A 20273-nucleotide genomic window follows, 5' to 3' on the forward strand; every position below is an offset into this window, starting at 1 on the left:
CACATTTGTCCTGTTACTTGCGCGCGGGTTTAGCATGGCTGGATGTGAGGTCAATTCAGTAGGCCCAAAGAGCCCTTAATTTTCGACCGCAACCGGCATCGATTGGCGCAACAATGACTGATTATTCTGCTGAAGGCGCGCTGCAATCAGTTTGCTAAGGAAAAGTCCGAAGCTTGGGTCGGTGACCACAAGCTGCTGAACTTTCTTTTCGGACAGCGAGAATACCTCGCAGGGTCCGGCACAAACCGCGCTGGCTGTGCGCCGGTTATCCTGCAGGAACAGCGCAATCTCTCCGAAAATCTCACCCGCACTCACAACAGCGCCCACTTCGGGGAATTCCACCTTTCCTTGGCAGAGGTAGTACATTTCGTCTGCCTCTTCGCCCTGCCTAAATATGATATCGCCTTCCGTGAATTTCCGGCGCGTCATCAAAGGCAGCAGCTTTGCGATATCCGGCTCGTTCTCTGAGGCTTCCCTTACCCGTCGCACCAAACTGATATGCTGTGAAATCCGAATGATATTTAAAGGCAGCAGGGCCGCGTGCAGGATCAGAATGGGCAAGATACCAGCCCCGGCGGCATAGGCGACGAAAGCGATGTTAGAGGCCATGGCCACAAGCCGCAAAGGAACAATGGCTTTCATAAAGAAAGCAGCAAACACAAGAACAGAGGCCAGATAGGACGAATATTCGACCCAATCACCTGAAACCTGCATCTGATTACCCACCCAAAAACAACCCCGTTCCCGATCTTAAGCCGGAACTTGATCCGACGCCTAGCCCGAATATCCTTTGAGCAAAGTCGTTGACTGCCCGCAAACGATCATTCATTGCTTATATTGCTACGTTACTCTCTATCGACCTCCTTTCTGCTAACTGCGTCTGGCTTTTCGATCTTGCCCTGACGCCGCCGAGCTGCCGCATCTCCGCGGGCAGCACATCAGAAGGAGACTACGGAATGGCCAATGGCACCGTAAAATGGTTCAACGACACTAAAGGCTACGGCTTTATCGCACCGGAAGAAGGCGGCAAGGATGTGTTCGTCCACATCTCTGCGGTCGAACGCTCTGGCCTGCGCGGCCTCGCCGACAACCAGAAAGTGACCTATGACCTTGAAGCAGGTCGTGACGGTCGCGAAAGCGCTGTGAACATCGCGCTGGCCTGATCTTTCAGCCATACAGAAGATCAAAGGGCGCCGTTGGGCGCCCTTTTTTGTTTCAGCTCAGGATTATCCTTCGGGAACCCAACCCGTTTGCATCGGTAGGGCCCGAAGCTTGTCTTTCTGCGGACCGCCCAGCAATTCGCCGTGGATCTCGATCGCAAACCGGTCGGTCATGCCCGAGACATAGTCGGCCACCACGCGCGCCAGGGCGATTTTATCTTCGCCGCAATCCTCGACATCGACCTGCCAGCGGGGCGGCAGGTGTTCGGGGTGCTCCATGTAATGGGGGAACAACTCCATCACCACCTGAGTGACCACCTCGCGGACTTTCATAACCGATGGCGCACGGTACATGCGCGTGAACATGAAATGGCGCAGGACCTTAAGGTCTTCCCACAAGGCGGGGCTGAACCGGACCACCGGGCGGCCAGCGTTGCGAATATCGTCAGCGCTATGCGGGTCCATCTCGGTCAGGTTGCGGCGAGTCTCGGCCATGACGTCTTCGACCATAACACCAAAGAACCGACGCAGAGCCTCATGCCGGCGGCGATACCGGTCGATGGTCGGGTGTTCGCGGTCGACCTCGGCATAGCAGTCGCGCAGGATCGGCAGTTCAGCCACCTCTTCCTGATCGAACAGCTGCGCACGCAGCCCATCGTGAATGTCGTGGTGATTGTAGGCGATGTCATCGGCCAATGCCGCAACCTGCGCCTCGGCGCTGGCATGTGTATGCAGCTCTAGGTCGTGACGGGCGTTATAATCCGCCAGCGCATAGGGCAGATCACCGGTCACCGGACCGTTGTGCTTGGCAATGCCTTCCAGCGTGTCCCACGTCAGGTTCAGCCCGTCGAAATTGGCATAGTGGCGCTCCAGTGACGTCACGATGCGGATCGCCTGCGCGTTGTGATCAAAGCCGCCGTAGGGCTCCATCAACACATCCATGGCGTCTTCGCCCGTGTGGCCAAAGGGCGTGTGCCCAAGGTCATGGGCCAGCGCAACGGCCTCGGTCAATTCCGAGTTCAGCCCAAGCGCCCCGGACAGTGTCCGCGCCACCTGCGCCACCTCGATCGAATGCGTCAGGCGGGTGCGATAGAAATCGCCCTCGTGTTCGATAAAGACCTGTGTCTTGTGCTTCAGCCGCCTAAACGCCGAGCAATGGATGATACGGTCCCGGTCCCGCTGATAGCAGGATCGAAACGCACTTTCGTCTTCAGGGTACAATCGTCCCCGTGTTTTTGCCGGATCGCAGGCATATTTTGCCAGCATTCTGCCCCCTTGGCTTGTCGCCTCTTTTTTGGAAACATATATGCGTGACAGAAACACTTGAACCGGAACGTCCCATGAACCTGACCCTGCCACCCAAAGTAACGGACCGTGCATTCGCGCGTTTGTCGGAAATTGGTGCCAGCGCCGAGGGCAAAGCCCTGCGCGTCGCTGTCGAAGGCGGCGGCTGCTCTGGCTTCCAGTATGACATAAAGCTGGACGATGTGGCCGACGGCGACCTGGTGCTGGAAGGCGCCGGAGAGAAGGTCGTGGTCGACGAAGTGTCCCTGCCCTTCCTTGCCGATGCGGTCATTGATTTCAGCGACGAGCTGATCGGCGCGCGCTTTGTGATCGAGAACCCGAACGCGGCTTCTAGCTGTGGCTGCGGAACCAGCTTTTCGATCTAGCCTACGGGTTTGGTGCGCAGGCTTCCCGCAAGGACAGAGCTGAGCAGCGCCAAGACGATCAGTATTCCAAATGACATTTGCAAGGATGTCAGTTCGGCAATACCACCCAGAACCGGCGGCCCCACCAGCAATCCCCCGTAGCCCATTGTCGCTACGCTTGCGATCGCTGCGCCTGACGGAACATCTGGATCACGGGCGGCGCGGCTGTAGGCCAACGGAAAGATCATCGCGACCCCCAGCGCCATCAGGCCAAAGCCAACCAAGGCTACGGTATAGTTGGGCCCAAACACCACCAGACAAGCGCCGATCGCAGCCACCACGCCTGAAACGCTGGCAACGCCGACCGAGCCAAACCGGGCCGTTATCCGATCGCCCGACAAGCGCATTGTCACCATAGCAACGGAAAAGACTGCGAACCCCAGCGCGGCTTTGGCCTCGGAAACGGCCGTCGTCTCGATCAACATCAATGCGCCCCAGTCCGCTGCCCCGCCTTCGATCACCGCAGAGCACAGCGCAAACAGACCCACCAAAAGCAACACCCCTTTTGGTAGGGCGAAGATCGGACTGTCCTGAACGGCGGGCTTTGTTGGCCTCTGCCAATCGATCCAGACCCACCAAAGCATCGAAGTTATGACAAGGCTGAACAGCACAAAGTGCAGCAGAGGGGCCATCGCGACCTGCACCGCAAAAAAGCCTGACGCCGCGCCTACCCCGGTTCCAAGGCTCCAGAGACCGTGGAAAGACGCCATGATGGGCTTTTTCAGATATTCCTCTACCTCGCCAGCCCAAGCGTTCATCACCACATCCATCGCCCCATGCGTGGCCCCAAAGAAAAACAAAGCCATCGCCAGCGTAAGCGGGTTGGGTGCCAGCCCAAGAAAGGTGAGCGACGTCAGATAGGCAAACGCCACATAGCGTGTCGCCTTAGAAGCCCCGATCGTGTCGGATGCACGCCCGGCCAATGGAAACGACAGGATTGCCCCAACTCCCATAACCAGCAACAGAAGACCAAAGTCCCCAGCTGTCAGCGCATGTTTTTCGGTGATTGCCGGAATACGCGAGGCCCATGCCCCGAACAGGGCGCCATTCAGGACGAAGCTTGCCATTACAGCGCGGCGTGGGGTTCTCATGGAATATTTCCGTATTGGTTAGATTTGGCACGTTGTTTGCAACTTCGGTCTCGGTCAAGGGGACGCGCGGACCAAATTGGCAAATCTCTGCTTGCGCGCTCACAAGGTTGAAATAATTGGGGTTTACGGGCACAAACCGTCGACTGTACTTGTCCCGGATTCCCGAATGCCCCATCACCCTACGATTATCATTGGCGCAGGCGCGGCTGGCCTGATGTGCGCCGCCCATGCCGGGCCGGGAACGCTTGTGATTGATCACGCCAAAGCGGCAGGTGAGAAAATCCGTATTTCGGGCGGCGGGCGCTGCAACTTCACCAATATGTATGCCGGGCCAGAGAACTTTATCTCGGGCAACCCGCATTTCGCCAAATCTGCGCTGGCCCGTTACACCCAATGGGATTTCATCGATCTGGTGGCCCGGCACGGCATCCCCTATCACGAGAAGACCCTCGGTCAGCTGTTTTGCGACACTTCTGCCAAAGACATCATCGCGATGCTGTTGGACGAGATGGCCAAGGCAGGCGCGACCCTGCGTTTGCAGACCTCGGTGACCGAAGTCTATCACGACGGCAATCAATATCACCTGACCCTATCAGAGGGCGCGCCCTTGACCTGTGACCAACTGGTCATTGCCTCGGGCGGGAAATCCATTCCCAAGATGGGCGCGACTGGTTTCGGCTATCAGATCGCCTCGCAATTCGGCCTGCCGGTGACTGAAACACGCCCCGGGCTTGTCCCGCTGACCTTTGGCGACACGTTCAAAGCCTATTCCGGCGTATCCCTGCCCGCCCGCGTCACCGCGAACGGCCCCGGCTTTGACGAGGCGCTTTTGTTCACACATCGCGGCCTATCTGGCCCTGCGATTCTTCAAGCATCCAGCTATTGGCACGAGGGAGAGGACATTTCGATCAACCTTCTGCCCAACCAAGACGTTTTTCAGACCCTACGCGACCTGCGCGCGCGTGCCGGGGCCAAGAATGCCTCGACCATGTTGGCAGAGGTGCTGCCCTCGCGTCTGGCCCCCTATTTCGCCGAGCAATGGGGCCTGACCGGCAACCTTGCCGATTATTCCGATGTCCGCCTACGGGAACTGGCCGAGCAATTTCAGAACTGGACGGTGCGCCCCACGGGATCCGAAGGCTATCGCACCGCCGAGGTCACGTTGGGCGGCGTCGATACCGACGCGCTGAATGCCCGCACGATGGAAGCCAAGGCACAACCGGGCCTGTATTTCATCGGCGAGGTCGTTGATGTGACGGGCTGGCTGGGTGGTTTCAACTTTCAGTGGGCTTGGTCCAGCGGATGGGCCGCGGGTACGGCGATTGCGGAACTGACCAAGCCAAAGTGACCTGACCGTGGACCTTCGTGCCCATCGCCCTAAGATTGGGATGAATAGGGTCTAAGGTCACAAGGTTTGTTCGTGTCTCGCATTCTCATCATAGGTTCCGGCCCCAATGCCATCGAAGCACGTGAGTTTGACCGGGCACGTTTTGACCGGGTCATTGCCATCAACAACGCTTGGCGTATTCGCCCCGACTGGGACGAGATGATCTGCCCTGATGACTTTCCCAAGGAACGGCGTCCGGACCAGATCGGCGCTTCTCAGCGTATTGTCACCTCTGACGACTATGTCCCTGCTCAGAACAGCCTAGGCGGCTTTGTCTATGCCGGTGGGACCATGGCATTTACCGCCGCTTACTGGGCGCTTGCGCATCATCGCCCTGCAAGCATAGCTATGATCGGCTGCGACATGGTTTATCCCAATACCGGCAATACGCATTTCTATGGGACTGGAACAGCAGACCCATTGCGAGATGATCCAACCTTGCAATCCTTAGAGGCAAAGGCAAATCGCCTGATGGTGCTGGCCCGGGAACGCGGTTGCAACATGCTAAACCTATCTACGGATGAAAGCCGCCTGACCTTTCCCCGGGCAACCGCGCAAACCGCGAATCCTCTGCCACCCTTTGACCCCAGTGCCGTTGAAGCCGCCAAGGCGCGTGAGGCTGAACTGGGGTATCTCAGCGCCTCTGGCATGTACTGGAAAGAGCCCGATCTTTACGACCCAAGCGAACTGGCCGCGCTCGACCAGCTTTGGCTTGCGGCCGTGCCGAACGCGGGTGGACTTTCGCGCCCCGCTTAGGGATAGTCGCGCCACTTGCTTTCGGGGGTCCACCATGAAAATCGCCACGTTCAACATCAACGGCATCAAGGCGCGGGTAAACGCGCTGTCCGACTGGCTGGACGAGGCGCAGCCCGATGTCGCCCTGCTGCAAGAGATCAAGTCGGTCGACGAGAACTTCCCCCGCGAACTGTTCGAGGAAAAGGGCTACAACGTCGAAACCCACGGCCAGAAAAGCTTTAACGGCGTGGCAATCCTGTCGAAACTGCCGCTAGAAGACGTCACACGTGGCCTGCCCGGCGACCCGGAAGACGAACAGGCCCGCTGGATCGAGGCCACAGTTGTCGGCAAGCAGGCGATCCGCCTGTGCGGGTTGTACCTGCCCAACGGCAACCCACGTCCGGGCCCCAAATACGATTACAAACTGGCTTGGATGGAACGCCTGCACGCCCGCGCGCAGGAGTTGATGGCAGCCGAAGCACCTGCACTGATGGCGGGCGACTACAACATCATCCCCCAAGACGAAGACGCGGCCCGCCCCGAGGTATGGCAGGAAGACGCCTTGGCCTATCTCGACAGCCGCGCGGCCTATCGCCGTATCCTGAACCTTGGCTTTACCGAGGCATTCCGCGCCCGCACCCAAGGGCCGGAGCACTACAGTTTCTGGGATTATCAGGCCGGCGCCTGGAACCGGAACGACGGTATCCGGATCGATCACTTCCTGCTGACCCCACAGGCGGCCGATTTGCTGGTTGATTGCCAGATCGACAAGGAAATCCGGGGCCGTGAAAAGCCCTCGGACCATGTACCTGTGTGGGTCGAACTAGACCTTTAACGGCGCTGGTGCGCCAACTTCCGGGCAAAGACTTCTTGGCGCGGTATCCAGTCGTAGCGCTTGTCTTCCAGCACTTCTGACCAGAACAGCACACCACTGTTGCGCCACGGGTCCAGAATGATGCCTTCGAACAGGCCTTCGCTTTTGCTGCTGATGATAACCGTAGAGTGATCGATCAGGATCGGGTTTTCAGAGTTCGCAATGGCGCGGTGCAGCCGAAGCGTTTCGAACTCTTCCCGTGCCAGACGTGCCTGCATGTCATCCGCCCATTGGTAACACAGGCCGCGCGGCTTGGTGCCCCGATTGACCTTCATGTTGTGAACCAGCGGCGGATCTTCGAGTTCGTACTCTTTGGCCAGATGCAAAGGATAGTCATAGGCCAGTCGCGCCGCTGTTGCGGCCTCGATCGGGTCAACCTCGGGGTTCATCTGGACAATGGCGGTTGCAAGAGCTTCGATCTGGGCTTTGCTCGCGGCGGGCGGACCACCGGGCGGCAGGCTTTTACACCCCGCGAGCCCAACGACTGCCACCATTGCAAACACACGCAATGCCCACCGTTTCAATGTCATGATACTCTCGCTATCTGTTTCCGGCCCAGACGCTAATATGAGCACCACCACTTTGTCGAGGCACCATCTTGCCGCGAAGGTCACATCCTCGTGGGTTTGCGCCTAGAGAAGAAGTTTCCACAGAACGTGAAGCGCCATGTAGATCACGATCAGGGATCCGACCGTGTAAAAGGTTGCCCTAACTTCGTGGGTCTGCTTGCTGGCATAGGCCAGAAAATGCGCGAGCCGCGCCAGCACGAATCCGTACATCAACACCTGCGCCAACCAGAGCGCGGGATTAATGACGACGAACAGCAGCCCAACCGCCAGAAAGCCGGGAATATTCTCTAGATCATTGCGGTGCATCCGGCGGGACCGATCGACATAGTCGTTGACCTCTAGCTGCGAGGGATCCGGATCGCGATTGATCAACCCGCGCTGCAAGTCCTCTGGGCTGGCAAGGCCAGAGTTGCTTTTCAACATGCGATAGACGGTCATCCACCCCTGCCCCATGATTTTCAGCACCATCAGTGCAGCACAAATCGCGTAGGTCACAAAAACAGGGTTATCGATTGTCAGTAGTGCCATTCCAAAATCCCTCCCTCACACTATGCGCGAAATCCTATCCTTCGAATGATCACCTGACAAATCCCGCGTAAAATCTGACGAGATGTCTGGACACTCTTCGGCCCATTGATCAGGTTTGGGCGTCAGCAATCAAAGAGAACACCTATGCCTCAAGACCTGATCCACGACCCGAAGGGCGGAATGCCGCGCCTGCTAGAAATCATGCGCCGCCTGCGCGATCCGAACACGGGTTGCCCCTGGGACATAGAGCAGGACTTTGCCACCATCGCCCCCTACACGATCGAAGAGGCTTACGAGGTCGCCGACGCCATCCAGCGCGAAGACTGGGCGGAACTGAAGGGCGAATTGGGCGATCTGCTGTTCCAATCCGTGTTCCATGCGCAGATGGCCGCGGAAAAGGGCCTGTTCACCTTTGATGACGTTGCCAACGGCATGTCCGACAAGATGGTCGCACGTCACCCCCATGTCTTTGGGGATGAAAGCCGGGACAAGTCCGCTGAACAGCAGACCGCCGACTGGGAAAAGATCAAAGCCGCCGAACGCGCCGGAAAAGAACAGCAAGGCACCTTGGACGGTGTCGCGGTGAACCTGCCCGCCCTGACCCGCGCGGTGAAGTTGCAGAAACGTGCGGCTCGGGTCGGATTTGACTGGCCAGACAGCAGCCTTGTCATCGACAAGATCGTCGAAGAGGCGCGAGAGTTGGAAGAAGCCAGCGACAGCCTGACCGAAGAGGCCGTGAAAGAAGAGTTCGGAGACCTGCTGTTCGTGGTCGCCAATCTCGCTCGCCACTTGAAGGTCGACCCCGAAGAAGCCCTGCGGGCAGCCAACGCGAAATTCACGCGCCGGTTCGAAGGGATTGAGGCGAAACTGGCCGCGATCGGCAAAAGCCCGGCCCAATCCAACCTAGAAGAAATGGACGCGCTTTGGGACGCCGTAAAGCTGGAAGAAAAAGTCGAAAAATAAACCCGATAAAAGAAATCAGGTATTGACCCGATTAAATTAGTCAGGTTTATACGCTCTTGAAGAAACATTCAGGAGTCACAAATGACTATTCTGCGCAGCGCACTTATCGCCGCCACACTTGCCACCCCTGCCGTAGCCGCGGAGGAAGTGAACCTTTACTCCTACCGCCAGCCGGAACTGATCCAGCCTCTGCTGGACGCCTTTACCGCTGAGACGGGCATCGAAACCAACGTCGCCTTCCTTGCCAAAGGCATGGTCGAGCGCCTGCAGGCCGAGGGCAAACGCTCTCCTGCTGACGTGATCCTGACTGTCGACATCTCGCGCCTGTCCGAGGCCGTAGAAGCAGGTGTCACCCAGTCCATCGAAAGCGAGGCGCTGACGGCCAACGTTCCGGCCGAATACCGTGACCCTGAGGGCCACTGGTATGGCGTTACCACCCGTGCACGGATCGTCTATGCTTCCAAAGACCGCGTCGCACCGGAAGAGGTCACCACCTACGAAGACCTCGCCGATCCGAAGTGGCAGGGCCGCATCTGTACCCGCTCTGGCACTCACCCCTACACGCTGGCGCTGGTTTCGGCGATGATCGAACACCACGGCGAAGAGGCCACCAAGACTTGGCTGGAAGGCGTAAAGTCCAACCTCGCGCGTAAACCGCAGGGCAACGACCGCGCTCAGGTCAAGGCGATCTGGTCGGGTGAATGCGACATCTCGCTCGGCAACACCTACTACATGGGTAAAATGCTGGAAGACGCAGAGCAGCAGGAATGGGCGAACTCTGTCAACGTTCTCTTCCCCGTGTTCGAAGGTGATGGCACCCACGTGAACGTCTCGGGTGTCGCAATGACCAAGTCGTCCCCGAACCCTGAGAATGCGCTGAAACTGATCGAATTCCTGGCCTCGCCAACCGCGCAGGAAATCTATGCCGAAGCGAACTATGAATACCCGATCGCACCGGGCACAGCACCGACCGAACTGGTTGCCAACTGGGGATCGTTCGAGGCGGACAGCCTGAACCTGATGACCATTGCTGGCCACCGCGCAGCCGCGCTGAAACTGGTGGAAGAGGTCGACTTCGACGGCTAACGCACCAGCGTGACACCATCCATCTTAGAAATCACGTTCAGGTCCGCTTCATAGCGGGCCTGAAACTTTTTGGTCTGTTCGTCAGAAAAGGCGATCCGGCCCAGACCCGGCGACGGCTTGTCGTGCATTTTCTGCCAGAAACCATTCTGGATCTCGATCAACTGCTCTTCGGGCTTGCTGGCGTTGACCTGCCACTTCACTGGCTTCCACCCGGTTTTGGGCAGTTCTGGAAACAGAAGACGCAGCTGCTCTTTTGACGTCAGCCGGTCCTCATGCACACAGACAAAGAACTCTTCCGCGCGACACGCATCGCGCAGCTCTTCGATCACATCAGGCCAAGTGGTTTCTAGCAGGCACAACGGCGCCTCATAGTCCTGAAACGGATCGACGGCATTCTCTTCGATCCGCTTACGGTAGGTCGACAAGAAAAAACTATCGTAAGAACGGACGGTCAGAAAGGCGCGGCGCACTGGCTGCTGCAACTGATTGACCAGAAACTCTACGCGCTGCCCTGCCCCTTCATAGAAGTTCCGGCGCATGATCGCGCCCAGATTGCCAAGAATGTTCTCTTCCGAGATCAGAACCGGGCTTGGGAATTTGACGCCCAAACGCTCCATCTCTTCGCGCAGCCAAGTCTCATGCTGTTCCAAGTTGTTGCGCTTGAAATGCTTCCGGCCCGGGCTGCGCAGCCTTAGGCGACCACCCTTTGCACCGTCTCGACCGGGATACAGCGGCTTGATGCCGAACCCTTCCAGCCGGTCGCGATTGCGTCCCAAGAAGGCCTGAAAACTACTTGTCCCAGTGCGATGCGCGCCTAAGTGCAGGTAAAGACCGTCTTTAATTTCCACTTGACCCGACGGCGAAATCTGCCGCTCCTTGAGAATGCATAGAGGGTTTGAAACACCTTGTTGGTGTCAAGACAAGAGCCGTAGAGTCCAGAGATGTCAGAACCGCGCAAAATTATCATTGATACCGACCCCGGCCAGGACGACGCCGTTGCGATCCTGCTGGCACTGGCCTCGCCCGAGGAAATTGAGGTGCTTGGCATCACTGCGGTTGCGGGCAACGTCCCGTTGGCGCTGACCCAAAAGAACGCCCGGATCGTGTGCGAATTGGCGGGCAAACCGGAAACTCGCGTCTTCGCAGGCTGTGCAGAACCGCTGTCGCGCAAGCTTGTGACGGCAGAGCACGTCCACGGTAAAACCGGTCTGGACGGGCCAGAGTTGCACGATCCCACGATGCCCCTTCAGGACCAACACGCCGTGGACTTCATCATTGAAACCCTGCGGTCAGAACCCGAGGGCACGGTCACATTATGTCCGCTTGGTCCGCTGACAAACATCGCAACCGCTTTGCAGAAAGCCCCGGATATTGCGCCCCGAATTCAGGAAATCGTGCTGATGGGCGGCGCGTATTTTGAAGTTGGGAACATTACGCCATCGGCCGAATTTAACATTTACGTCGATCCGCAAGCTGCTGAAATTGTTTTTAAATCTGGCATTCCATTGTTCGTTATGCCACTGGATGTAACGCATAAGGCGCTTGTAACGACCCCGCGCAACGACGCCTTCCGCGCCATCGGCACCCCGGTGGGTATCGCGGTGGCAGAGATGACCGATTTCTTTGAACGGTTCGACAAGGAAAAATACGGCAGCGAAGGCGCCCCCCTGCATGATCCCTGCGTCACCGCTTATTTGATCCGTCCAGAGCTGTTTTCGGGCCGCCATATCAACGTCGAGATCGAAACCCAGTCAGAACTAACATTGGGCATGACCGTCGCCGACTGGTGGGGGGTTTCTGGACGCAAGCCCAACGCGACCTTCGTTGGCGATCTGGACGCGGACGGTTTCTTTGATCTGCTGACAGAGCGCCTGTCGCGCCTCTGACCCTTGGCAAAGGGCCTATACCGCGCCACATATAGCGCATCATGACTTTGCCATTCGACAACAGCTACGCCCGCCTGCCCGACCGCTTTTTCGCGGCCCTGCCGCCGACACCGGTCAAAGCGCCGGAATTGATCCGGGTGAACGACACTCTGGCCAAGGAATTGGGGCTTGATCCGGAATGGCTGCGCTCGGGCGACGGGATTTCTATGCTCGCGGGGAACCATGTTCCCGACGGCGCCAACCCGATTGCGCAAGCCTATGCTGGGCATCAGTTCGGCGGTTGGATCCCCCAGCTTGGCGATGGGCGCGCGATCCTTTTGGGAGAAGTCATCGACCAGAAAGGCCAACGCAGGGATATCCAGCTCAAAGGCTCAGGTCGCACACCGTTTTCTCGGCGCGGCGACGGTCGTGCGTGGCTTGGGCCGGTCCTGCGTGAATACATCGTGTCTGAGGCGATGCACGCACTTGGCATCCCGACGACGCGCGCCCTTGCCGCCGTCACAACTGGCGAGCGGGTACAGCGCGAAAAGGGGTTTCCGGGCGCCATTGTCACCCGCGTTGCCTCTAGCCACATCCGCGTGGGCACGTTCCAGTTCTTTGCCGCCCGCAACGACACCGAGGCGCTTAAACTACTGACAAGTCACGCAATTAAACGCCACTACCCCGAAGCGGAAACCGCGCTTGACCTGCTGAATGAAGTGATCGCGGCACAGGCCAATCTGGTCGCGCGCTGGATGGGCGTCGGCTTTATTCACGGGGTGATGAACACCGACAATATGACCGTATCGGGTGAGACCATCGACTATGGCCCCTGCGCTTTCATGGATGTCTATCACCCGGAAAAGGTGTTCAGCTCGATCGACCAATACGGGCGCTATGCCTACAGCCGGCAACCCGATGTCGCTGTGTGGAACCTTGCACAGCTTGCAACCGCCCTTTTGCCCCTGATCGATGACAATCAGGACCAAGCGATTGAAAAAGCAACCGAAGCCGTCAATCGCTTCCCCGCCCTGTTCCGAGAGGCGTGGCTTCAGGTTTTCCGCTCCAAGATCGGCCTAAGGGACGCTCAAGAGGGCGACGCTGAACTGATCCACCTTCTGATGGACCGTATGGCAGCCACCAAAGCGGACTTCACCAACACGTTCCGCGCCCTGTCCGACGACAGCGCCCGCGATCATTTCAGCGACCCCGAGGCGTTTGACCAATGGGCCCCAGCATGGCACGCGCGCCGCGACCGTGACGGATCCACACCCGAGGAACAAGCCAGGCTGATGCAGCGGGCAAACCCCGCAATCATCCCGCGCAACCACCAGATCGAAGCCGCGATTCAAGCCGCCCTGCAAGAAGACTTTGCCCCGTTCCACGCTTTGACCGAGGCGCTCGACGCCCCCTTCGCACCGCGCAGGGACAATGACCCCCTGACCCTGCCTCCGACGGCAGAGCAAGAGGTCATTCACACATTCTGCGGGACATAACTGTCAGGAATCAGAGATCAGGGAAGATTCGATCGCAGCGCGTCAGAATCAGAACGCGTTCCAAGACTTCTAAAATTTGTTCGGAAGGAACCTCGGTTTCTTCAAGCTGTTGCAACCCCGCTAAAAGCGAGGACAACTCTGCGTCACTGAGCGTACTCATAAGAATACGCACATTTTTCAGCGGATCTGGTTTAGGTCGTTCAGCACCTTTGTTCAGATATCCTTGATCTTCACAATAGTCCTGTACGGCGCTCATTAAAGCGACGGCACTCATTACTTAATAACTCACTAACTTCTTACATTTGTGCAGCTAAATACGAAATGTGGCAAAATATTGGCGCTGCCCCAAAGTTGCCGCACATCCTAAAATTTTCCCCCTAAATTTTAATAACTCCGACGAACACGCCTCAAGACTTGACCATTGCTTCGATGGCGAAAAGGCTGTCGGGAAAAGGAAATCAGCTGTGGGAGCGTTTCAATGGCACTTAAGAAGTCGTCGGCCCAGATGGTGGCAGAAGCGCGGGCGCGCATCGAAGAACTAAGCGTAGAGGAACTGAAAGCGATCTTGGACGACCCGAAAACACTGGTCGTCGATATCCGGGATGTCCGCGAACGCCAAAGGCTGGGCTTCATTCCCGGCAGTTACCACGCACCCCGAGGTATGTTGGAGTTCTGGGTTGATCCCGAAAGCCCCTATCACAAAGAAGTCTTCAGCGAAGACCGCAAGTTCGTCTTGCACTGCGCTGCCGGTTGGCGGTCCGCCCTATCCGCGGCCACATTGCAAGACATGGGGTTCGAAGCGGCGCATCTGGACGGGGGATTCGCGGCTTGGGCAGAGGCAGGCGAAGCCATCGAACATCCCGAAACCAAAAGGCCTTAAACCCCGACTTTCGGATTCCCACACCAAATCGCGGAAAGATTGTGATAGTATGCTCTCATTCAACTTTAATAATTGGAGCATTCGATGGCACGCGCGTATTTCAATGTGGCGTCTTTCAACGTCAAAAACCTCGTCCTTCCCGGCATCACCTATTACGGCCGCAACCGCTATAGCGACGGCAAGTATGACGACAAGCTGACTTGGCTGGCAGAGCAGTTGTTTCGGATGGATGCCGACATTGTCTGCATGCAAGAGGTGTTTCACGAAGACGCCTTGCAGGCCCTGATCGACAGGTATCATGGGCTGCTGGCGGCCCGTCATTCCGCCCACAAGGCGCGGTTGGATCAATATGACAATGTCTTTTTCCAGCCGAATATGGATGGGGTGCACACCAACCCGCAGCCGGGTCTGGCAATCCTGTCGCGGCGCGACATCCTAGAGCAAGACCACGTTCAGGACCTGACCCAGAACCCGATCGAACTGCCCGAGGATGACGGGTTCAGCTACAGCCTGACCAAGACCAGCCGCCCAATGCAAATGGCCAAGATCGATCTGGGCAAAGGCGTCTCTGGCTGGGTGTTCAACGCGCATCTGAAATCCAAACGCCCGAAGTATCCAACGAACGACCCTGCCTCTGACGAGGATAACGCGCTGTTCTTCGACCGTTCCAAAGCGGTGTTTCGTTCGTTGGCATTGCGTGCGGGTGAGGCGCTGGCACTTCGGCGCGAAATTCTGGCCAAGACTGAAGGCTCTACCGACCCGACAATCGTCGTTGGTGACCTGAATGACGAGATCGGCGCAGTGACGACCGAGATCGTCGGCGGCGAAGTTCCGTGGCGCGCGTGGCCTGGCGACCTGAAGGCGAAATACTGGGATGTCGAGCTGTATTCAGCAGCGCGGTCCCACATGCGTCGGTCGGAACATGCCTCGCTGCACACCCATATCTACAACGGCCATTACGGCACCATCGACCACATTCTTGTCAGCCAAGAGCTGTACTATCGCAATCGGGATCGGATCGGCGATGTCCACTTTGTTCAATGCTACAATGACCACCTGAGCGACGACAGCATGCAAGGCGCTCCGTCGATCGGGGACGCCTCGGACCATGGTCAGCTTGTGGTCCGCATGTCGATCGATGACGAGAGGTTGACCAGCTAAACCCCCTTCACCCTGCCGATGCGATATCCTATACCCGGGTCGCATCGGAAGGGACGAAGCATGACCGAGACCATTGTGGAACGTTGCGAGGCAAAAGGCCTGCGTATGACCGGCCAGCGCCGTGTGATCGCGCAGGTTCTGAACGATTCCCAAGACCATCCCGATGTAGAAGAACTGTTTGCCCGTGCCACGGCCATCGACGACAAGATCTCGATCGCCACGGTCTATCGGACGGTGAAACTGTTCGAAGAGGCCGGCATTCTGGACAAGCTAGAGTTCGGTGACGGGCGTGCGCGGTACGAAGATGCAGAACGTGAACATCACGACCACCTGATCGACATGCATTCTGGCGAGGTCATCGAATTCGTCGACCCCGAGATCGAGGCACTTCAGGAAAAGATCGCCGAGAAACTGGGTTATCGCCTGATGGGCCATAAGCTGGAACTTTACGGCGTTCCGCAAAAAGACTGAACCATCACGTTTCCTGAACGCTGATCCAACAAAAAACCATCCCCTTGCTGCTGGTGTCATGTCGCCCCCGCCCCTAATCTGACCGTACGGTCAATTCGGGCCGACAACCTTTTGGAACACCATGGACAACCTGCGCGGCATTTTCTTGATGACGGCCTCGATGGCGCTTTTTGCGATCGAGGATATGTTCATCAAAACCGTCTCAAAAGACCTGCCAATCGGGCAGATCCTTGCCCTGCTTGGCGCCGGCGGCTTCATGGTCTTCGCCGCAATCGCTGCATATCGCAGACAGCCCCTTTGGACACGTACACTGCTAAGCCGAAAAGTCATCCTGCGTAACGGAGGAGAGCTTTTGGGAACGGGCTGTTTTGTCTACGCCTTTGTCTTCGGCGATCTTTATACAGCCACGGCGATTTTCCAGACGCTGCCCTTGGTGATCACCATCGGTGCCGCCTTGTTCATGGGGGCAGCGGTCGGCTGGCGCCGCTGGACGGCGATCAGCGTCGGTTTCGCCGGGGTGATGATGATCATCCGCCCCGGGTTCGAAGGGTTCGACCCGATCTCTGCCATCGCCCTGATTGCGGTCCTTGGGTTTGCCGTGCGTGACCTGACGACCAGAGTTCTGCCGCCTTCTGTCACCTCGCTTCAGCTGTCGGCGTATGGCTTCGGGGCCGTCGGGGTTTTGGGGGGCCTGATGATGGTGCTCTGGGAAGCACCGGCAGAGGTCTCTGCACTGAATTGGGTGTATCTGGGGTTGGCCATAGTCGTTGGCACGGGTGGGTACTATTTCATCGTTATGGCGATGCGGGTTGGTGAAATCGCAGTTGTCACACCTTTCCGATACTCAAGACTGGTCTTCGCGCTGATCGTTTCCGTCACGGTTTTCGATGAAGTTCCGGACCAGTGGTCCCTGCTGGGGGCGGCGATAATTATTGCCAGCGGGTTGTACACCTTGTGGCGCGAACAGCGGACTTTTTCGTCTCGCGCCCGCTTGGCAGCCTGACCTTGGATGTGTTTCTAAAATTGCTAACGCTAACTGCCCACCGTTACCGCTAACATAACCTTTGCTCTTGGGCGAGTCGGCTGCTATAGAGCCGCCGAATGATATCCGCATTGGAGCGCTGAAATGAGCATCATCATCGACATCATTGGTCGTGAAATTCTGGACAGCCGGGGCAACCCGACTGTTGAAGTCGACGTTATCCTGGAAGACGGCACCCTGGGCCGCGCGGCTGTGCCATCGGGGGCATCGACAGGTGCGCATGAGGCGGTTGAAAAGCGCGACGGCGACAAAGGCCGTTACTTGGGCAAAGGCGTTCTGGAAGCCGTGGCTGCCGTAAACGGTGAGATCGCCGAAGCGCTGATTGGCATGGACGCGACCGAGCAGGAAGCGATCGATGCTACGATGATCGAACTGGACGGCACCAACAACAAAGGCCGTCTGGGCGCCAACGCCATTCTGGGTGTTTCGCTGGCGACCGCAAAGGCCGCGGCCGACTTCACCTCGCAGCCGCTGTATCGCTATGTCGGCGGCACCGCAGCGCGCACCCTGCCCGTTCCGATGATGAACATCATCAACGGCGGCGAGCACGCGGACAACCCGATCGACATTCAGGAGTTCATGATCATGCCGGTTTCGGCAGCGAACGTGAAAGAAGCGATCCGCATGGGCGCGGAAATCTTCCACACCCTGAAGAAAGAACTGTCCTCTGCTGGTTACAACACCGGCATCGGTGACGAAGGCGGTTTTGCCCCGGCTCTGGAATCCACCCGCATCGCGCTGGATTTCGTTATGAAGTCGATCGAAAAAGCGGGCTACAAGCCGGGTGAAGAAGTGTACCTGGCGCTCGATTGCGCGTCGTCGGAATACTACAAAGACGGCAAGTATGAACTGGCCGGTGAAGGCAAGTCGCTGAGCTCGGAAGAGAACGCTCAGTATCTGGCCGACCTTTGCGCCGACTACCCGATCATCTCGATCGAGGACGGTATGGACGAAGACGACTGGGACGGCTGGAAGCTGCTGACCGAAAAAATCGGCGACAAGGTTCAGCTGGTCGGCGACGACCTGTTCGTGACCAACCCGGCGCGTCTGGCTGATGGCATCAAGCAAGGTGTTGCGAACTCGATGCTGGTGAAAGTGAACCAGATCGGATCTCTGTCCGAGACCCTGAAAGCCGTCGATATGGCCCACCGCGCGCGTTACACCAACGTGATGTCGCACCGCTCGGGCGAGACCGAAGACGCCACCATCGCGGACCTCGCTGTTGCCACCAACTGCGGCCAGATCAAAACCGGCTCTCTGTCACGCTCTGACCGTCTGGCGAAATACAACCAGCTGATCCGTATCGAGGAAATGCTGGGCGAAACCGCCGAATACGCAGGGCGTTCGATCCTGAAGTAAGGACCACAGCGCATGGACTGTCCCGCGCCTGAAAACGGCTATCAAGCAGACCATGCGCAACTGCTTTTACGATCTTATCAAAAATGCTTGTGGCGCCCGCTGTTACCTCAGTGCGGCGCCACTTTTGATGTGGCAAAGGCCCTGTTTGAGAGCTCTGCGGTGGTCTTGTCGCATAACGGGGCTGCGGACCCTATCCTGACCTATGGCAACCGCGCTGCTTTGGAATTGTGGGAGATGGATTGGGACACCCTGACCCAAATGCCCTCGCGTCTGACCGCTGAACCTGAAGAGCGCGAAGCGCGCGCTGCGTTGCTGAGCTCGATCCGCGACAATGGGTATATCGACAACTACCGAGGGATCCGCATCAGCGCGACAGGTAAGCGGTTTTACATCGAAGACGCTGTGATCTGGACACTGACCGATGCCGCCGGCCACCCTTGCGGACAGGCAGCGACATTTTCCAAAGTGACACCGCTTTAGGCCCATTGCCTTCACGGCCAGAAGCGGCGACAAGACTGAAGTCTCGCGGCGTGAAGGAGGTCCCATGACACTTGCACCTGGATTTCACGATGTCCCTTCGGGCCATCTGGCGGCAGTCGTCACCCATCTTCAGATGCTGGACCGCCCCCCTGCGCGGCCCTCGCCCGACCTGCAAGACCTGAGCCTGATAAAACACGAGACTGTCGCACCCGACTGGTACCGGGACATGTTTCGCCGCATTGGGCAGGACTATCTTTGGTTCTCACGGCTTCACATGAAAGACGCTGACCTCGCCCAGATTTTTGAGACGCCGGACTATGACCTTTATACGTTGCGCAAAGGCGACGATGACCTTGCGCTGCTGGAGTTGGATTTCCGCAAGGCAGGCGAATGCGAGCTGGCTTTCTTTGGGCTGGACGCCGCGCTTATCGGTACGGGTGCCGGGCGCCTGTTGATGAACCATGCGATTGATCTGGCCTTTACCCGCCCGATCACCCGGTTCCATGTTCACACCTGTACGCTGGACAGCCCTCAGGCCCTTGGCTTTTATGTCCGCTCTGGTTTTACCCCCTATCGGACAGAGGTCGAAATCGCCCCGGACCCGCGCCTGACCGGCGACTTGCCTGAAAGCGCCGCACCACAGATACCGCTGATCCGTTAACGCCTAGCGTCTATTCAGGGAGTTCAACGCCACTTCCCCCGGCTTCTGCCGGCATGTCTTTAAACTTTGTAAGGCCGTCATGCATGGGCAGGACCGTGTCTTCGTAATTGACATGTAACCCGGGCTTGAAGACCAGCGATGGTATCGTTGCCGCATACACATCCGTCACCCCCCAAGTCGGGTGTTCGGTCATGATGTGCCCACCACACTCTGTACAGAAAATGCGATTGCTGGTTTCTGTCTTCATGAAATGACCGATCTTTTCGGACCCTTTTGTCACCTTGACCGACTCTGGCTTCCACAACGAAAATGCGTTTACAGGTCCTGCGGACCACTTGCGGCAAGACTCGCAATGGCAGTACCCCATCGCCTCTGGTTCGCCACTCACCTCGATTTCCACTGATCCACAAAAGCAATTTCCTGTATAAACAGACATAACATCCCCCGATTTTTTGCTGAAATAATGGGGCGATATTAGCATAGAGCCTTCATTTTCCCAAAAACGCATGGCGCAACCCATTTGATCGAAATCATGGATAGAGTTGACCTTCTGGTCACACACTTTGGAAAGTAACCAAAGATGGAGGCAACCATGTCCAAAACAAAAGCGCTATTGCTAATCATTTCGGCTGCTGGATTTCTAAGCGCCTGCACCACGGCCGATACATACCCGATCTCGGGCGAACAATGTACACCCGAGGACCCTGTTCAGACGCTTGATGCGGTAGATTGCCAGCTTCCTGTGTAATCAGCAAA

Annotated in this window: 25 protein-coding genes; 17 read left to right on the top strand and 8 right to left on the bottom strand. The window is 57.6% G+C overall.

From position 1 onward, the window contains the following. Window positions 1-75: 75 nt before the first annotated feature. A complete protein-coding gene (locus CLM58_RS14095) occupies window positions 76-714 on the bottom strand; it encodes a cyclic nucleotide-binding domain-containing protein (protein WP_095596520.1) in 639 nt (212 codons plus the stop codon). Between the two features lie 242 nt (window positions 715-956). On the opposite strand from CLM58_RS14095, the gene CLM58_RS14100 reads away from it, so the two are divergent. After that, window positions 957-1163, top strand: a complete 207-nt coding sequence (locus CLM58_RS14100) for a cold-shock protein (protein WP_095596521.1) — start codon at window positions 957-959, stop codon at window positions 1161-1163. 63 nt (window positions 1164-1226) lie between these two features. Here CLM58_RS14100 and CLM58_RS14105 read toward each other — a convergent pair whose 3' ends face one another. Then, entirely contained in the window at window positions 1227-2540 is a 1314-nt protein-coding gene (locus CLM58_RS14105) for a deoxyguanosinetriphosphate triphosphohydrolase (RefSeq protein ID WP_095596522.1), read from the bottom strand. Here CLM58_RS14105 and CLM58_RS14110 point away from each other — a divergent pair. Further along, on the top strand, window positions 2507-2830 hold the full coding sequence (locus CLM58_RS14110; protein WP_095597122.1) for a HesB/IscA family protein: 324 nt from the start codon (window positions 2507-2509) through the stop codon (window positions 2828-2830). The genes CLM58_RS14105 and CLM58_RS14110 overlap by 34 nt on opposite strands. Here the strand turns inward: CLM58_RS14110 and CLM58_RS14115 are convergent. Further along, complete coding sequence (locus tag CLM58_RS14115) at window positions 2827-3960, bottom strand: MFS transporter (RefSeq protein WP_095596523.1); 1134 nt, start codon at window positions 3958-3960, stop codon at window positions 2827-2829. The two genes, CLM58_RS14110 and CLM58_RS14115, sit on opposite strands and share 4 nt — an antisense overlap. Before the next feature lie 166 nt (window positions 3961-4126). On the opposite strand from CLM58_RS14115, the gene CLM58_RS14120 reads away from it, so the two are divergent. From CLM58_RS14120 to xth, 3 genes are all read left to right on the top strand, one after another. After that, complete coding sequence (locus CLM58_RS14120; protein ID WP_095596524.1) at window positions 4127-5308, top strand: BaiN/RdsA family NAD(P)/FAD-dependent oxidoreductase; 1182 nt, start codon at window positions 4127-4129, stop codon at window positions 5306-5308. A gap of 72 nt (window positions 5309-5380) precedes the next feature. Continuing rightward, a complete protein-coding gene (locus CLM58_RS14125; protein ID WP_308422187.1) occupies window positions 5381-6103 on the top strand; it encodes a hypothetical protein in 723 nt (240 codons plus the stop codon). Between the two features lie 34 nt (window positions 6104-6137). Then, entirely contained in the window at window positions 6138-6917 is a 780-nt protein-coding gene (gene xth, locus CLM58_RS14130) for an exodeoxyribonuclease III (protein WP_095596526.1), read from the top strand. On the opposite strand, the gene CLM58_RS14135 is transcribed toward xth, so the two are convergent. Beyond that, on the bottom strand, window positions 6914-7486 hold the full coding sequence (locus CLM58_RS14135; protein ID WP_095596527.1) for a hypothetical protein: 573 nt from the start codon (window positions 7484-7486) through the stop codon (window positions 6914-6916). The two genes, xth and CLM58_RS14135, sit on opposite strands and share 4 nt — an antisense overlap. 102 nt (window positions 7487-7588) lie before the next feature. After that, complete coding sequence (locus tag CLM58_RS14140) at window positions 7589-8053, bottom strand: MAPEG family protein (protein ID WP_095596528.1); 465 nt, start codon at window positions 8051-8053, stop codon at window positions 7589-7591. Between the two features lie 144 nt (window positions 8054-8197). On the opposite strand from CLM58_RS14140, the gene mazG reads away from it, so the two are divergent. Then, window positions 8198-9016: a nucleoside triphosphate pyrophosphohydrolase gene (mazG, locus tag CLM58_RS14145; RefSeq protein ID WP_095596529.1), complete on the top strand. Its 819-nt coding sequence runs from the start codon at window positions 8198-8200 to the stop codon at window positions 9014-9016. Between the two features lie 81 nt (window positions 9017-9097). After that, complete coding sequence (locus CLM58_RS14150; protein WP_095596530.1) at window positions 9098-10102, top strand: Fe(3+) ABC transporter substrate-binding protein; 1005 nt, start codon at window positions 9098-9100, stop codon at window positions 10100-10102. Here CLM58_RS14150 and CLM58_RS14155 read toward each other — a convergent pair. Next, window positions 10099-10878 (bottom strand): hypothetical protein, encoded by a 780-nt coding sequence (locus CLM58_RS14155; protein ID WP_143226580.1) that lies wholly within the window; start codon window positions 10876-10878, stop codon window positions 10099-10101. The genes CLM58_RS14150 and CLM58_RS14155 overlap by 4 nt on opposite strands. Before the next feature lie 165 nt (window positions 10879-11043). Here CLM58_RS14155 and CLM58_RS14160 point away from each other — a divergent pair, with 165 nt between their 5' ends. After that, window positions 11044-11988: a nucleoside hydrolase gene (locus CLM58_RS14160; RefSeq protein WP_095596532.1), complete on the top strand. Its 945-nt coding sequence runs from the start codon at window positions 11044-11046 to the stop codon at window positions 11986-11988. A 41-nt stretch (window positions 11989-12029) separates the two neighbouring features. After that, window positions 12030-13463 carry a protein adenylyltransferase SelO gene (locus CLM58_RS14165; RefSeq protein WP_095596533.1) on the top strand — a complete coding sequence of 478 codons (1434 nt, stop codon included), beginning with the start codon at window positions 12030-12032 and terminating at the stop codon, window positions 13461-13463. A gap of 10 nt (window positions 13464-13473) precedes the next feature. Here the strand turns inward: CLM58_RS14165 and CLM58_RS14170 are convergent, their stop codons facing one another. Further along, window positions 13474-13737: a hypothetical protein gene (locus tag CLM58_RS14170; RefSeq protein WP_143226581.1), complete on the bottom strand. Its 264-nt coding sequence runs from the start codon at window positions 13735-13737 to the stop codon at window positions 13474-13476. A gap of 204 nt (window positions 13738-13941) precedes the next feature. On the opposite strand from CLM58_RS14170, the gene CLM58_RS14175 reads away from it, so the two are divergent. From CLM58_RS14175 to CLM58_RS14205, 7 genes are all read left to right on the top strand, one after another. Further along, window positions 13942-14343, top strand: a complete 402-nt coding sequence (locus CLM58_RS14175; RefSeq protein ID WP_095596535.1) for a rhodanese-like domain-containing protein — start codon at window positions 13942-13944, stop codon at window positions 14341-14343. Window positions 14344-14427: 84 nt separating this feature from the next. Then, window positions 14428-15504, top strand: coding sequence for an endonuclease/exonuclease/phosphatase family protein (locus tag CLM58_RS14180; RefSeq protein ID WP_095596536.1), 1077 nt, complete (start codon window positions 14428-14430; stop codon window positions 15502-15504). 60 nt (window positions 15505-15564) lie between these two features. Beyond that, window positions 15565-15975, top strand: coding sequence for a Fur family transcriptional regulator (locus CLM58_RS14185; protein ID WP_095596537.1), 411 nt, complete (start codon window positions 15565-15567; stop codon window positions 15973-15975). 121 nt (window positions 15976-16096) lie between these two features. Continuing rightward, complete coding sequence (locus CLM58_RS14190; RefSeq protein ID WP_095596538.1) at window positions 16097-16978, top strand: DMT family transporter; 882 nt, start codon at window positions 16097-16099, stop codon at window positions 16976-16978. 123 nt (window positions 16979-17101) lie between these two features. Next, window positions 17102-18376 carry a phosphopyruvate hydratase gene (gene eno, locus CLM58_RS14195; RefSeq protein WP_095596539.1) on the top strand — a complete coding sequence of 425 codons (1275 nt, stop codon included), beginning with the start codon at window positions 17102-17104 and terminating at the stop codon, window positions 18374-18376. Between the two features lie 12 nt (window positions 18377-18388). Further along, a complete protein-coding gene (locus CLM58_RS14200) occupies window positions 18389-18856 on the top strand; it encodes an MEKHLA domain-containing protein (RefSeq protein ID WP_095596540.1) in 468 nt (155 codons plus the stop codon). Window positions 18857-18920: 64 nt separating this feature from the next. Then, on the top strand, window positions 18921-19517 hold the full coding sequence (locus CLM58_RS14205; RefSeq protein ID WP_095596541.1) for a GNAT family N-acetyltransferase: 597 nt from the start codon (window positions 18921-18923) through the stop codon (window positions 19515-19517). Between the two features lie 10 nt (window positions 19518-19527). On the opposite strand, the gene CLM58_RS14210 is transcribed toward CLM58_RS14205, so the two are convergent. Beyond that, window positions 19528-20025, bottom strand: a complete 498-nt coding sequence (locus CLM58_RS14210; RefSeq protein ID WP_198950967.1) for a GFA family protein — start codon at window positions 20023-20025, stop codon at window positions 19528-19530. Between the two features lie 84 nt (window positions 20026-20109). Here CLM58_RS14210 and CLM58_RS17280 point away from each other — a divergent pair, with 84 nt between their 5' ends. Beyond that, window positions 20110-20265: a hypothetical protein gene (locus CLM58_RS17280; RefSeq protein WP_188720402.1), complete on the top strand. Its 156-nt coding sequence runs from the start codon at window positions 20110-20112 to the stop codon at window positions 20263-20265. Window positions 20266-20273 lie beyond the last annotated feature (8 nt).

The sequence above is a fragment of the Actibacterium pelagium genome (genome assembly GCF_002285415.1).
In the GTDB taxonomy this organism is placed as follows: Bacteria; Pseudomonadota; Alphaproteobacteria; order Rhodobacterales; family Rhodobacteraceae; genus Actibacterium_B; species Actibacterium_B pelagium.

Coding starts and splice junctions, on each gene's coding strand:
- CLM58_RS14095 (WP_095596520.1), bottom strand. CDS start 714: ATGCAGGTTTCAGGTGATTGGGTCGAATATTCGTCCTATCTGGCCTCT.
- CLM58_RS14100 (WP_095596521.1), top strand. CDS start 957: ATGGCCAATGGCACCGTAAAATGGTTCAACGACACTAAAGGCTACGGC.
- CLM58_RS14105 (WP_095596522.1), bottom strand. CDS start 2,540: ATGCACGGTCCGTTACTTTGGGTGGCAGGGTCAGGTTCATGGGACGTT.
- CLM58_RS14115 (WP_095596523.1), bottom strand. CDS start 3,960: ATGAGAACCCCACGCCGCGCTGTAATGGCAAGCTTCGTCCTGAATGGC.
- CLM58_RS14120 (WP_095596524.1), top strand. CDS start 4,127: ATGCCCCATCACCCTACGATTATCATTGGCGCAGGCGCGGCTGGCCTG.
- xth (WP_095596526.1), top strand. CDS start 6,138: ATGAAAATCGCCACGTTCAACATCAACGGCATCAAGGCGCGGGTAAAC.
- CLM58_RS14135 (WP_095596527.1), bottom strand. CDS start 7,486: ATGACATTGAAACGGTGGGCATTGCGTGTGTTTGCAATGGTGGCAGTC.
- CLM58_RS14140 (WP_095596528.1), bottom strand. CDS start 8,053: ATGGCACTACTGACAATCGATAACCCTGTTTTTGTGACCTACGCGATT.
- mazG (WP_095596529.1), top strand. CDS start 8,198: ATGCCTCAAGACCTGATCCACGACCCGAAGGGCGGAATGCCGCGCCTG.
- CLM58_RS14150 (WP_095596530.1), top strand. CDS start 9,098: ATGACTATTCTGCGCAGCGCACTTATCGCCGCCACACTTGCCACCCCT.
- CLM58_RS14160 (WP_095596532.1), top strand. CDS start 11,044: ATGTCAGAACCGCGCAAAATTATCATTGATACCGACCCCGGCCAGGAC.
- CLM58_RS14165 (WP_095596533.1), top strand. CDS start 12,030: ATGACTTTGCCATTCGACAACAGCTACGCCCGCCTGCCCGACCGCTTT.
- CLM58_RS14170 (WP_143226581.1), bottom strand. CDS start 13,737: ATGAGTGCCGTCGCTTTAATGAGCGCCGTACAGGACTATTGTGAAGAT.
- CLM58_RS14175 (WP_095596535.1), top strand. CDS start 13,942: ATGGCACTTAAGAAGTCGTCGGCCCAGATGGTGGCAGAAGCGCGGGCG.
- CLM58_RS14180 (WP_095596536.1), top strand. CDS start 14,428: ATGGCACGCGCGTATTTCAATGTGGCGTCTTTCAACGTCAAAAACCTC.
- CLM58_RS14185 (WP_095596537.1), top strand. CDS start 15,565: ATGACCGAGACCATTGTGGAACGTTGCGAGGCAAAAGGCCTGCGTATG.
- CLM58_RS14190 (WP_095596538.1), top strand. CDS start 16,097: ATGGACAACCTGCGCGGCATTTTCTTGATGACGGCCTCGATGGCGCTT.
- eno (WP_095596539.1), top strand. CDS start 17,102: ATGAGCATCATCATCGACATCATTGGTCGTGAAATTCTGGACAGCCGG.
- CLM58_RS14200 (WP_095596540.1), top strand. CDS start 18,389: ATGGACTGTCCCGCGCCTGAAAACGGCTATCAAGCAGACCATGCGCAA.
- CLM58_RS14205 (WP_095596541.1), top strand. CDS start 18,921: ATGACACTTGCACCTGGATTTCACGATGTCCCTTCGGGCCATCTGGCG.
- CLM58_RS14210 (WP_198950967.1), bottom strand. CDS start 20,025: ATGCGTTTTTGGGAAAATGAAGGCTCTATGCTAATATCGCCCCATTAT.
- CLM58_RS17280 (WP_188720402.1), top strand. CDS start 20,110: ATGTCCAAAACAAAAGCGCTATTGCTAATCATTTCGGCTGCTGGATTT.